Here is a 12664-nt window from a genome sequence, read left to right as displayed (position 1 = left end):
ATACATTGCATACAAAATATCATTTTGTATGGATTGGGCGCCATGCGTTCGGTTCAGACAATGGCGTTGTGCCGGGCCTCGGGAACTTCGGACAGGATCTCGTTCAGCTTGGCCAGCGCCCCGGCCAAAGCGCCCTGGTCGACCGCGCCGCCCAGCGACAGGCGGATTGCGTTGCCCGGCGGCGGCTCTTCCACGCTGAAGGCGTCGGAACTGGCGATGCCCAGGCCCTGTTCCTGCGCGGCCTGGATCAGCCGGTACTGGTCAAGCCGAGGCGGCAGCGGCAGCCACACATGCAGGCCGGCCGGATGGGCCTGGGCGCGGGTGGGCAGATACCGGGCGGCAATGGCCTGGCGCTCGCGCAGCTCCTGCTGGAAGCGCTGCACCATGTCCTGGGCCTGGCCACTGCGGATCCACTGCGAGGCCACCGCCACCATCGACTGGGTCGGCATCAGTGCGATCGCGCGCAGGGCGTCCAGCACTGGCTCCATCGGCTCGCCGGCCGGCACCACCAGGTAAGCGGTGCGCAGGCCCGGGGCCAGGCACTTGGACAGGGTGGAGATGTAGTAGACCGGGCAGCCGGCGTCGCGATGGGCGGCCAACGGCGGCGCGGCATCACCAGCCAGCAACCAGTAGGGATCGTCTTCGATCACGGTCAGATCGTGGCGCTTGGCAACCGCCAGCAGGGCCTGCCGGCGCTGCGCCGACATCGTCGCCGTGGTCGGGTTCTGGATGGTCGGCACCAGGTACAGCAGGCGCGGGCGGCGCATCTGGCAGGCTTCTTCCAGTGCCTCGGGCAGCATGCCTTCGGCGTCCATCGCCACCGGCACTACGCCCCGCTGCAGCACGCGCGCGGCGGCCAGCAGGCCCGGGTAGGTCAGCTGCTCGGCGGCGATCAGCTCGCCTGGCTGGGTGCGGGCCAGGATCAGCGCGCACAGCGCGGTCTGCGCACCGGGGCAGATCACTACCTGGTCGGTGCCGACCGTCCCCAGCATCGGTGCCAGCCACTGTACGGCGGCGGCGCGGTCCTCGTGGGTACCGGCGCCGACGTGGTAGCTCATCAGTTCACCCTGGCCCAGCTGCTGGCCCACGTGCTGGAAGCCGGCTTCCATGCCCTGCGCGAACGGCGCGCTGCCCAGCAGCGGCGGGATGTTCATGCTCAGGTCGACCGAGGTGCTGCGGTTGCCGGCCGACAGCGCGATGAAGGTGCCGCCCGCGCCCTGCGCGTCGAGCAGGCCGGCCTGGCGCAGTTCGGCAAAGGCGCGGGTGACCGTGGTCAGGTCCACGCCCACCTGCTGGGCCAGGTCGCGCTGCGGCGGCAGGCGGTCGCCCGGGCGCAGCACGCCGTCATCCACCGCCTCGCGCACCTGCTGGGCAATCTGCAGGTACAGCGGGCCGGCGCCCTCGCGGAAGGGGCGGACCCAGGTGCGATTGGGGTGTTTCAGGCGGCGGCCGGCAGCAGGTGGCGTCATCGGTCAGATTTTTCCATACGTGCAGATGCACAAGTCCATACAATGCTGTATCTTGTATGGGCTTGATTGGAGTGGCTCGCCTGCTTGTAGGCGACCTCGTACCCACAGTGTAGCCGCTCCACGCCCGGGCGCTGCGCGCAGGCGAGCCGGTCAAGCGCGCTTCTTCAACAGGGTTGACCTCCAATGAATATCTGCTGGAACCGCATCCGCCTGGCGCTGGTCGCCCTGGCCTGCGTCGGCCTGTCGGGCTGTGACTGGGTGCTGCTGGATTCGAAGGGCATGGTCGGGCTCGCCCAGCGCGACCTGATCCTGATCTGCATCGGCCTGATGCTGATCGTGGTGATACCGGCCATCGTGCTGACCTTCGTGTTCGCGTGGCGCTACCGCGCCGGCAACACCAAAGCGAAATACACGCCGGACTGGTCGCACTCCACCAAGGTGGAGATCGTGGTCTGGGGCGTGCCGCTGATCATCATCGCGGTGCTGGCGGTGATCGTGTGGAAGTCCACCCACGAGCTGGACCCCTACAAGCCGCTGGACGTGGCTGGCGAACCGCTGCAGGTGGACGTGATCGCCACCGACTGGAAGTGGGTGTTCGTGTACCCGGACCTGGGCATCGCCACGGTCAACCAGCTCAACTTCCCGGCCAATCGTCCGCTGGCATTCAACATCACCTCCAACTCGACGATGAATACCTTCTTCATCCCGCAGCTGGGTGGGCAGATCTACGCGATGGCCGGCATGCGCACGCAGCTGCACCTGATCGCCAACGAACCCGGCCAGTTCCGTGGCATGTCCGGCAACTACAGCGGGCATGGCTTCTCGAACATGAAGTTCATCGCCACTGCCAGCAGCAACGAAGACTTCGAGCGCTGGGTGGCCGAAGTGCGCAGCGCGCCCGACGCGCTCAGCTTCACGCAGTTCAAGGCGCTGGCCGCGCCGTCGAAGAACGCACCGGTGCAGCACTTCTCCAGTGTTGAACCGCTGCTGTTCAAGAAGGTCATCGACCAGTTCATCGGCGTCGGTGAGAACACCGCTGCTGCTACCCCGGCGGGCGCTGCCGGCGGTGCTCAGGTTTCCCAGGAGTAACGAACATGTTGGGTAAATTGACGTGGGAGGCCGTGCCGCTGCACGAGCCGATCGTCGTGGTCACATTGGCGGCCATGGTGCTGGGTGGCCTCGCGCTGCTTGGCGCAGTGACGTACTTCAAGCTGTGGGGCCCGCTGTGGCGCGACTGGTTCACCACCGTGGACCACAAGAAGATCGGCATCATGTACGTGGTGGTGGCGCTGGTCATGCTGGTGCGCGGCTTCGCCGACGCGCTGATGATGCGCGCACAGCTGGCCGCGGCCGGGCCAGGCAGTGACGGCTTCCTGCCGCCCGAGCACTACGACCAGATCTTCACCGCGCACGGCGTGATCATGATCTTCTTCGTGGCCACCCCGTTCGTGGTCGGCCTGATGAACATCATCGTGCCGCTGCAGATTGGTGCGCGCGACATGGCGTTCCCGTTCCTCAACGCCTTCAGCTTCTGGATCTTCGTGGTCGGCGCGGCGCTGATGATGATCTCGCTGGGCGTTGGCGAATTCGCCATGACCGGCTGGGTCGCCTATCCGCCGCTGTCGGGCATCGAGTTCAGTCCAGGCGTAGGTGTCGACTACTACATCTGGGCCCTGCAGGCGTCCGGCATCGGTACGTTGCTGACCGGCGTCAACCTGTTCATCACCATCCTGCGCATGCGTGCGCCGGGCATGACCCTGATGAAGATGCCGGTGTTCACCTGGACCGTGCTGGTCACCAGCGTGATCATCATCGCCGCCTTCCCGATCCTGACCGTGGCGCTGGGCGCGCTCACCCTGGATCGCTACCTGGACTTCAACTTCTACACCAACACATTGGGTGGCAACCCGATGATGTACGTGAACCTGGTGTGGGCCTGGGGCCATCCGGAGGTGTACATCCTGGTGCTGCCGGCGTTCGGCATCTTCTCCGAAGTCACTGCCACGTTCGCGCGCAAGAAGCTGTTCGGTTACAAGTCGATGGTGGGCGCCACGCTGGCGATCGGCATCCTGTCGTTCATCGTCTGGCTGCACCACTTCTTCACCATGGGTTCCGGTGCCAGCGTCAATGCCTTCTTCGGCATCATGACGATGATCATCGCCATTCCCACCGGCGTGAAGATCTTCACCTGGCTGTTCACCATGTACGGTGGCCGCGTCGAGTTCAGCGTGCCGATGCTGTGGACCATCGCCTTCCTGGTCACCTTCACCATCGGTGGCATGACCGGCGTGCTGCTGGCCATCCCGGGCGCGGACTTCCTGCTGCACAACAGCCTGTTCCTGGTCGCGCACTTCCATAACACCATCATCGGCGGCGCGCTGTTCGGCTACCTGGCCGGCTTCGCCTACTGGTTCCCGAAGGTGTTCGGCTTCACCCTCAACGAGCGCCTGGGCAAGTGGTCGTTCGCCTGCTGGGTGATCGGCTTCTACCTGGCCTTCATGCCGCTGTACATGCTCGGCTTCATGGGCATGACCCGCCGCATGAACCAGTACGACAACCCGGCGTGGACGCCGTACCTGATCGCCGCCTTCATCGGTGCGCTGTTCGTGTTCGCGGGCATCATCCTGATGCTGGTGCAGATCTACGTGAGCGTGCGCGACCGCAAGCGCAACCTGGACCTGACCGGCGACCCGTGGAACGCACGCACGCTGGAATGGGCCACGCCGTCGCCGCCGCCGTTCTACAACTTCGCCGTGGTGCCCAAGGCCGATGAGCTGGACGCCTTCCACGAAGCGAAGAAGCGCGGCCTGCCGCCGCCGCCGAAGAAGTACGCACCGATCCACATGCCGAAGAACACCGGCGTGCCGCTGATCCTCAACATCTGGATCCTGGTGCTGTGCTTCGCCCTGGTCTGGCACATCTGGTGGATGGCCGCGGCCAGCTTCATCGCGATGATCGTGACCCTGATCGTGCGGTCCTACGACGAGGACGTGGACTACTACGTCAGTTCCGAAGAGGTGGCGCGCACCGAAGCGGCCAGCCTGGCCAAGTTGAAGGAGGTACGCGCATGAACCTGTTGACCCGCCCCGAGCTGGCCAGCGACACGCAGGCTCATGAGGACCACCACGAGCACGACCACGGCCACGAACAGGGCGGCATGAAGGTGTTCGGCATGTGGGTCTACCTCATGTCCGACCTGGTGCTGTTCGGTTCGCTGTTCGCCTCGTACGCGGTGCTCAGCACCGCCTACGCCGGCGGCCCCACCGGCAAGGAGCTGTTCTCGCTGCCGTTCGTGATGGCCGAGACCTTCCTGCTGCTGGTCTCCAGCATCACCTACGGCCAGGCCGTACTGGCGATGCATCGCCACGACACCTCGGCGGTGCTGCGCTGGCTGGGCGTGACCTTCGTGCTCGGTGCCTCGTTCATCGGCATGGAGATCTACGAGTTCTCGCACCTGATCCACGAAGGCGCGGGCCCCAGCACCAGTGCCTACCTGTCGGCGTTCTTCGCGCTGGTCGCCACCCACGGCCTGCACGTGGCCAGCGGCCTGATCTGGATGGCGGTGGTCATGCACCAGGTCTACCGCCGTGGCCTGACCCCGACCAACATCACCCGTGTTTCGTGCCTGAGCCTGTTCTGGCACTTCCTGGACCTGGTGTGGATCTGCGTCTTCACCTTCGTCTACCTGATCGGAGCCTTCTGACATGGCCCACGTCGAAACCTCGCGCGCCGGCAATGCGCACGGCTCCACCAAGTCCTACCTGATCGGCTTCGTGCTGTGCGCGCTGCTGACCGTGGTGCCGTTCGCACTGGTGATGAACCCGGTGCTGTCGCGGCCGCTCACGCTGTTCCTGCTGGTCGGCTTCGCGGTGGCGCAGATCCTGGTACAGCTGGTCTATTTCCTGCACATGGACCGCAATTCCGAAGGTGGCTGGAACCTGGCCAGCTTCGTGTTCACCCTGGTGATCCTGTTCATCGTCGTCGCGTTGTCGGTCTGGATCATCTGGAGCATGCACTACCACATGATGATCAACTGAGCTGGCGAACCGTGAAAGGCATTGCGTTCTCCCATCGTGGCCTACGCCTGGCCGCAGGCCTGCTGCTCGGCCTGCTGGCCGGCTGCAGCGCGCAGTCGCGCATGGACTTCTATGCGAAGGACATCGCCTGCGAAGAACTTGGCCAGCAGTGGTCGATGCCCGACAGCCACGGCACCGTGCGTGGCCCCAAGGACCTGCAGGGGCAGGTGACCTATCTGTTCTTCGGCTTCACCAGCTGCCCGGACGTATGCCCGACCACGATGGTCGAGCTGAGCCAGGTCAAGCACCTGATGGGCAAGGATGCCGACCAGCTGCAGGTGGTGTTCGTCAGCGTCGACCCGGCCCGCGACACGCCCGAGGTCGCGCGCACCTATGTCGAAGCGTTCGACCCCAAGGCAATCGCGCTGGTCGGCAACGAAGCACAGCTGGCGGCGATGGCCAGCGACTTCAAGGCGTTCTACGAGAAAGAGCCCGGCGAGGTACCGGATACCTACACCATGAGCCACATTGCCGGCGGCTACGTGTTCGACCGCCAGGGTCGACTGCGCCTGTTCGCGCCCTATGGCATGCCGGTGGACAAGCTGTTTTCCGACGTGCAGCGCCTGCTGCTGGAGCCCGCTCATCCCGCCGCCGGCAACGACGCACTGGCCAGCTGCAGTCTCAAGCAAAGCGACACACTCGCCGCGCGCTGACGTCACCTCCACCGCGGTGGGTGCCGACCGTTGGTCGGCACTTCCCCACACACCCATCCCCCGGCCGGCCAGGAGAGCCAACCGGCCAGGGGCACCACTCAACGCCTTACTTGGTCTCTTCCCACTGCACCACGTCCGGCTCGGTCGCGCGGATACCGGCGGTGGACAGCAGCTTGGTGCTCGCATCCAGCGCCGCGTTCACCGACGGGTACTCCACGATGGCCTGGCCTGAAGCCTTGGAGACCTTCACCACGGTACCGCCAGTGGCGGCGGCTGCGCGCTGGGCCGAGGCTTCATCGGCGAAGAACACCTTGACCCGCGAGGTCGCCACCACCGGCGCGCCGTCACGGGACACCGCCGCCGCGAACTTGCCGGCGCCGGCATCAACAGGCGCGGCCGCGGCGCCATCCAGCGAACGCTTGGTACGCGCGCTGGTGGTCGCCGCCGCCTGCGGGGTGATCGTGAACTGGCCGCCGCTGGCCTGCTTTACCGTTGCCGAGGGCGACAGCTGGAAACGCGTGCCGCCCACGTCGAATGTGCGGCCGGTAGCGGATGCCTTCAGTTCCTGCGCATCCACGGTCGACAGGGTCCTGGCCGGAGGGGTCTGCCCCGAGCTCTGTGCCCAGGCAGGGGAGGTCATCACCGCGAAGGTGAGCGTGCTCAACAGAATGGTCGTCTTCATCATCAGTGCCCCATAACGCGGATCTTGAAGAATTCGAGGTTGCCACGCGATGCAGCGGTCGCGGCCTGCCCCATGTCGGTCACTTCCAGCGTCCAGGTGCCCGTGGCGTTCTCATCCAGGAAGGCATTGCTGGACAGCAGGTCCCAGCTGGTGAAGTTGCTCTGCGCGCCACCCGTGCCCGAACCGATCGCGGTGAACGCCGGCTGCACCACGCTGCGGGTGCCGCTGGGCGACACCAGCACGAACTGCAGCTGGCGCGTGTTGCGGTGGTTGACCCGGAAGCCCAGCTGCACGCTCTCGATGTTGCGCGCGCCGTTGGCCAGCTGGAAGGTCAGGCGTGCGGCGGCGGCCGAGGTGTTGCCGATGGCCACGGTACGCGTGGTGTTGCGCCAGCCGCTATCGACCAGCGCACCGAGCGACTGGAAGTTCTCGGCCACCTGCACCGCGCGTGCAGCGTTGACCACGCCGAAGCCATACCAGTTGCTGTAGGCACGGCCGGCAGCATTCACCGTCCAGCCCGGCACCAGCGTGCGGCCGTCGGCCAGCGTCACCGCCGGCTGGTTCGGGTGGTTGCGGGTGGCGGTGGTGGCCAGGATGTACTTCACATCGCGATAGGACAGGTTCGGGTTGGCTTCCAGCACCAGCGCCGCCACGCCCGAGACCATCGGCGCCGACGCCGAGGTGCCGTTCATCTTGGCGGTGTAGTTGCAGGTGCTGTCGATGGCCGACAGGTTGCTGTCCAGGGTGTTCTGGCGGTTGGTGTTCTTGTTGCTGCCCTGCGCGCACCCGGTCACGTCGGTGGTGACGATGGCCGGGTCGTACGCGCGTGCCACCAGGCCGGGGGCGTACTGGGCCTGCAGGCCGTACTCACCGCCAAAGGCCGAGACCCACAGCGCCGAGCCGGTGGAGGAGTAGGACGAGCGCACGCCATCGGCACGCACCGCGCCTACGGTGATCACGTTGAACAGGTTGTTGCGCGGATCGCGTCCGGCCGGCACGCAGCCGGTGTTGCGGTTCTTGGTGTCGGTGGTGCAGACATCCTGGGTCTGGCTGATCGAGGCATTGTTGAAGTTGTTGCCGGCCGACTTCACGTAGATGCCGCCGCGGCCACCGCGCGTACCCGACAGCGCCTGCTCGTACGAACGAATCGTGTTTTCGCTGTACGCCAACGGCAGGTTCGGATTGCCCGGGCCGGCGCCCCAGCTGTTGTTGAACACCTGCACGTCGGCCGACTCCGCGCCGTCCCACCAGGCGTACTCGATGTTGCTCTGCTGGTTGCCCAGGGCCGAGCGCGAAATCGGGTTGAAGCCCTTCAGCGTCGCCGCCGGCGCCACACCGCGCACGCCCAGGTTGTTGGCGCCCACCGCGCCCGCAATGCCGCCGACCATGGTGCCGTGGTTGTCGACATCCGGGTTGGTCGGGGTGGGGTTGTTCGAGCCATTGGTGAAGTTCTTGCCGGCCACCGCCGCCACGTTGGCGGCCAGGTCCGGGTGCGCGATCTGCAGGCCGTCATCGACGATGGCGATGGTGACGCCCTGGCCACGGATGCCATTGCGGAACAGGCCATCCACGTTCAGGTCGTTGCCGGCCACCGGCAGTGTGTCAGCCGGGACAGTCTGCCCGGTGTTGAGCAGGTGCCACTGTATCCCCGCCAGTGGATCGGCCTGTTGGGCCTGGGCGGTGACGGCCAGGCTGCCCAGCACCAGGGCAGTGGCGAGGGCCAGGCGCGCAGAGCGCGGTGGCGCGGAGCGTTGCGTGTGTCGCTTCATACACGAATCCTTCTGTTGTGAATCGGCATGGCAGGACGGCGGGGCGGATCTGCCCCATCGCAACGAGCCAAACGCGACACAACGAAGAACCCCCTACCTCTTCACACACCCAATCTGCAGATGTGCCGATTGCGTCACAAACGCTTATGCCGCGGGGTAATGACGACTGCCGAGCCCCGCATCTGGTGGACGCCAACCTTGGTTGGCCCGCATATCCACGCATGGCGTGGATCTACCATGTGTCATCGCGCGCCCTCACATCGCGCTGTGCTACTACAGCCCGTGCACCCTTCCGCACGGAGCACGATGATGGTCAATCCGCTCGCCCAGGCCCATCGCGGCCTCGGCACCACACTGTTCAGCCTGTTGAACCCGATACCCTTCGGTTTCTTCGTCGGCGCACTGATCTTCGACGCGATCTACCTCAACAGCGCCGAGGTGATGTGGGGCAAGGCAGCCGCCTGGCTGATCACCTTCGGCCTGCTGATCGCCATCGTGCCGCGCCTGATCAACCTGTTCGCGGTCTGGCGCCGCAACGGCACGGCCACCCGCATCGACCGCATCGACTTCTTCCTCAACCTGGTCGCGGTGGTGCTGGCCATCTGGAACGCGTTCGTGCACAGCCGCGATGCGTATGCCGCTGCCGTGCCGGGTACGATCCTGTCGGCGCTGACCGTGGCCCTGATCGCCCTGGGCCTGATCCTGCTGTCACTGCAGCCGCCGGTGCTGCAGGGAGGTCGTCATGGCTAAGCACATCCTGCCCACCGTGGCCGCGCTGGCACTGGCCGTCACCCTGTCGGCCTGCGCGGGCAAGGCCGAATACCACCCCGCTGACCAGTCCGGCGCACAGCCGCCGTTGCCGGCACCGAAGAACTTCCTGATGCCGCCGATGCAGGTGCCCAAGGGCGTCGGCTGGGCCGACGGCCAGTCGCCCTCGGTGGCAGAGGGCCTGAAGATCGAGCGCATCGCCGCCAACCTGCTGCATCCGCGGCGGCTGTTGACCCTGCCCAACGGCGATGTGCTGGTGGTGGAAGGCAACGGCCCCGGCGAAGAACCGGTCACCACGCCCAAGCAGTGGATTGCCGGCAAGGTGAAGGCGCGCTCGGGCAAGGCCGGCAAGGGCGGCAACCGGGTCACCCTGCTGCGCCGCTCGCCGGGAACGAACACCTGGACCCAGCACGTCTACATCGAAGGCCTCCACTCGCCGTTCGGCATCCAGCTGATCGGTGACACGCTGTACGTGGCCAACACCGGCAACATCATGCAGTACCACTACGTGCCCGGCGAAACCCGCATGTCCGACAAGGGCCGCGAGTTCACCGACCTGCCCAGCACCATCAACCACCACTGGACCAAGGAACTGCTGGCCAGCCGCGACGGCCGCAAGCTGTACGTGGGCGTCGGCTCCAACAGCAACATCACCGAAAATGGCCTGGCCGTCGAATACCGCCGCGCGGTGGTGCTGGAAGTGGACGTGGCCACCCGTGGCAGCCGCATCTTCGCCTCGGGCATCCGCAACCCGACCGGCCTGGACTGGGAGCCGAGCACCGGAAAGTTGTGGGCTGTTGCGAACGAACGCGACGAGATCGGTGCCGACTTGGTGCCGGATTACCTGACCTCGGTGAAAGAAGATGGTTTCTACGGTTGGCCCTACAGCTACTACGGCCAGCACGTGGACGAGCGCGTGCAGCCGCAGCGGCCGGACCTGGTGGCCAAGGCGATCGTGCCGGACTACGCCATCGGCTCGCACGTGGCACCGCTGGGCCTGCTGTTCTACACCGGCCAGGCACTGCCGGCGCAGTACCACGGCGGCGCCTTCATCGGTGAACACGGCAGCTGGGACCGCTCGCCGCTGAGCGGGTACGAAGTGGTGTACGTACCGTTCAAGGACGGCAAGCCGACCGGGCGGCCACAGACTGTGGTCAGTGGCTTCGCCTCGAAGGACGAGAAGACGCTGATGGGTGCGCCGGTGGGGATGGCCATGGATGCAGAGGGCGCGCTGCTGGTCGCCGACGACGTGGGCGACGTGGTGTGGCGGGTGTCGGCCAAGTAGTTCTGTAGAGCCGAGCCCATGCTCGGCTGCTCTTCGTTCGGTGCACGGAAACCCGCGCGGTGCGCGCGTAAGCCGAGCATGGGCTCGGCTCTACAGTTCCGCAGTACTGCTGCGGAACCCGCTGAACACCGACTCGGCAGCAAACCCGACGCCGCCCAGCAGCACGCCGAAATACACCACCGTGGCCACCACGAAGCCGTAACCGGCCGCCACCGCCGCGCCATCGCGCTGGATGAAGCCGATTGCAAAGGACATCAGCGCCAGCGCCGGCAGCGTGTTGCTGAAAGGAATCGGTCCGGCGGGCGCCATCAGCAGCAGGGTCGCGAACACCAGCATCAGGTTGTTCAGGCGCATCATCTTCTTCGAGCGCACCATCACCGCCAGCCGCATCGGCCGCGACAGCCGCTCCATGCGGTGCACCCACTTCAGCGCACGGCCCAGGTTGGCCTTCAGCTTGTCGGTGGCGATCTCGCGGCGCGCCAGCTTCTGCGGCACCCACAGCGGGCGGTTGCGCACCCGGCTCAGGCCGATCAGCAGGATCGAGGCACCGAATACGGTGCTCAGCCCGGGAATCGACACCGGAATGATGAAGATGGCCGAGAGCAGGATCACGATCAGCAGCAGGCCTTCATCGCCCAGCGCACTGAGCAGGGTGCCGACGCTGACCTGCTCGCCGGGCAGCTCGTCGATCATCTGCTCGATCTGCTGGGCCAGAGGCGCACTGTCGTTGGTTTCGGGGGCACGGTAGGTCATGCGTCGCAAGGTTCTCCAGGGAAGGGCGGTCAGCGGGCCGTCCTGCGGTGGGGGACGCACAGGCTCCCGCAGTATCCCGGCCAACGTGGGCAAAGAGGTGAACCGGGCATGAGGGGGTAAACTGGCGTGCCCCGCACGAGTTGAACGCAATGGACATGGGCCGCAGGCAATCGACCATCGAACTGGTCGCCATCGACATGGATGGCACCCTGCTGGACCCCAGCCACACGCTCACCGCCCGGGCCAAGCAGGCCATCGCGCAGGCGCGCGCGCTGGGGGTGCACATCGTGCTGACCAGTGGCCGCCCGGTTCCCGGCCTGGCACCGTTCCTGCACGAGCTGGGCATCACCGGCGACGACGACTACTGCATCGCCTGCAATGGCGGCCTGGTACAACGCATCGGCACGCGCGAAACCGTGGTCGAGTATCCGCTCAGCTTCGACGACTTCCTGTTCTGCGAGCAGGTGGCCCGCGACCTGGGCGTGCACTTCCAGGCGCTGGACAGCCAGCGCATGTACACGCCCAACCAGGACATCAGCTATTACACCGTGGCCGACTCGCATCTTTCGCGGATGCCACTGTCCTACCGCCGCGTGGAAGACATGGACCCGTCGATGTCCTTCATCAAGCTGATGATGATCGACGCGCCCGACGTGCTGGATGCCGCCATCGCGCGCCTGCCCAGCGAACTGACCGAGCGCTTCGCGGTGCTGAAGAGCGCACCGTTCTTCCTGGAAGTGTTCGACCGCCGCGCCGGCAAGGGCCCGAGCCTGCAGAAGCTGGCCGAGCACCTGGGCATCGATCGCGCCAACGTGATGGCCATCGGTGACCAGGAAAACGACCTGACCATGCTGCAGTACGCCGGTACCAGCGTGGCGATGGGCAATGCCATTGATGCTGTGAAGGCGGTGGCGCGGTTTGAAACCACCAGCAACGCCGATGAAGGTGTGGCGCGGGCGATCGAGCGCTTCGTCCTGCAGTAACCGCGCGGTCAGCTGTCCAGGTAGCTGCCAACCTTGGTTGGCACACGCAGACGGCAAGCGCCGACCAAGGTCGGCCCCGACCACGCCGGGGCTATACCCACGTATAACCCACCCATCCCTATCGCCATTCGCGCTGTACCACCGCGCAATGGCGGATGCGGCAGCGCGATGCAAGAATTTCGCACGTCGAAATCACGCCATCGAATTCTGAGGCAGAGGATCGTCC

The 12664-nt window shown here is 65.9% G+C and carries 12 protein-coding genes; 8 read left to right on the top strand and 4 right to left on the bottom strand.

Going from position 1 to position 12664, the window contains the following annotated elements:
• Positions 1-53: 53 nt before the first annotated feature.
• Positions 54-1469 carry an aminotransferase-like domain-containing protein gene (locus G370_RS0116620; protein ID WP_019661607.1) on the bottom strand — a complete coding sequence of 472 codons (1416 nt, stop codon included), beginning with the start codon at positions 1467-1469 and terminating at the stop codon, positions 54-56.
• A 183-nt stretch (positions 1470-1652) separates the two neighbouring features.
• Between G370_RS0116620 and cyoA the strand changes: the two genes are divergently transcribed.
• The 5 genes from cyoA to G370_RS0116595 are packed head-to-tail and all read left to right on the top strand — an operon-like array spanning position 1653 to position 6198.
• Positions 1653-2558, top strand: a complete 906-nt coding sequence (cyoA, locus tag G370_RS0116615; RefSeq protein WP_019661606.1) for a ubiquinol oxidase subunit II — start codon at positions 1653-1655, stop codon at positions 2556-2558.
• A gap of 5 nt (positions 2559-2563) precedes the next feature.
• On the top strand, positions 2564-4540 hold the full coding sequence (gene cyoB / locus G370_RS0116610) for a cytochrome o ubiquinol oxidase subunit I (RefSeq protein ID WP_014038802.1): 1977 nt from the start codon (positions 2564-2566) through the stop codon (positions 4538-4540).
• A complete protein-coding gene (gene cyoC / locus G370_RS0116605) occupies positions 4537-5172 on the top strand; it encodes a cytochrome o ubiquinol oxidase subunit III (RefSeq protein WP_005414759.1) in 636 nt (211 codons plus the stop codon). Before cyoB ends, cyoC begins: the two co-directional genes overlap by 4 nt.
• Before the next feature lies 1 nt (position 5173).
• A complete protein-coding gene (gene cyoD, locus G370_RS0116600) occupies positions 5174-5506 on the top strand; it encodes a cytochrome o ubiquinol oxidase subunit IV (RefSeq protein ID WP_019661605.1) in 333 nt (110 codons plus the stop codon).
• 11 nt (positions 5507-5517) lie between these two features.
• Positions 5518-6198: an SCO family protein gene (locus G370_RS0116595; protein ID WP_019661604.1), complete on the top strand. Its 681-nt coding sequence runs from the start codon at positions 5518-5520 to the stop codon at positions 6196-6198.
• Positions 6199-6304: 106 nt separating this feature from the next.
• Here G370_RS0116595 and G370_RS0116590 read toward each other — a convergent pair whose 3' ends face one another.
• Complete coding sequence (locus G370_RS0116590; protein WP_019661603.1) at positions 6305-6883, bottom strand: hypothetical protein; 579 nt, start codon at positions 6881-6883, stop codon at positions 6305-6307.
• Entirely contained in the window at positions 6883-8649 is a 1767-nt protein-coding gene (locus tag G370_RS0116585) for a S8 family serine peptidase (RefSeq protein WP_019661602.1), read from the bottom strand. The genes G370_RS0116590 and G370_RS0116585 overlap by 1 nt, the downstream gene beginning before the upstream one ends.
• 309 nt (positions 8650-8958) lie before the next feature.
• Here G370_RS0116585 and G370_RS0116580 point away from each other — a divergent pair, with 309 nt between their 5' ends.
• Positions 8959-9399, top strand: coding sequence for a DUF2231 domain-containing protein (locus G370_RS0116580; protein WP_019661601.1), 441 nt, complete (start codon positions 8959-8961; stop codon positions 9397-9399).
• Positions 9392-10702: a PQQ-dependent sugar dehydrogenase gene (locus tag G370_RS0116575; protein ID WP_019661600.1), complete on the top strand. Its 1311-nt coding sequence runs from the start codon at positions 9392-9394 to the stop codon at positions 10700-10702. Before G370_RS0116580 ends, G370_RS0116575 begins: the two co-directional genes overlap by 8 nt.
• A 90-nt stretch (positions 10703-10792) precedes the next feature.
• Here the strand turns inward: G370_RS0116575 and G370_RS0116570 are convergent, their stop codons facing one another.
• Positions 10793-11455, bottom strand: a complete 663-nt coding sequence (locus G370_RS0116570; protein ID WP_010482104.1) for an exopolysaccharide biosynthesis protein — start codon at positions 11453-11455, stop codon at positions 10793-10795.
• A gap of 149 nt (positions 11456-11604) precedes the next feature.
• Between G370_RS0116570 and yidA the strand changes: the two genes are divergently transcribed.
• On the top strand, positions 11605-12438 hold the full coding sequence (gene yidA / locus G370_RS0116565; RefSeq protein ID WP_019661599.1) for a sugar-phosphatase: 834 nt from the start codon (positions 11605-11607) through the stop codon (positions 12436-12438).
• Positions 12439-12664: the final 226 nt, after the last annotated feature.

Origin of the sequence: Stenotrophomonas hibiscicola ATCC 19867 (assembly GCF_000382065.1) — a bacterium.
Taxonomy (GTDB): Bacteria; Pseudomonadota; Gammaproteobacteria; order Xanthomonadales; family Xanthomonadaceae; genus Stenotrophomonas; species Stenotrophomonas hibiscicola.
Note: the sequence above shows the minus strand (reverse complement) of the source record. Positions and strands in the feature narration are given on the sequence as shown.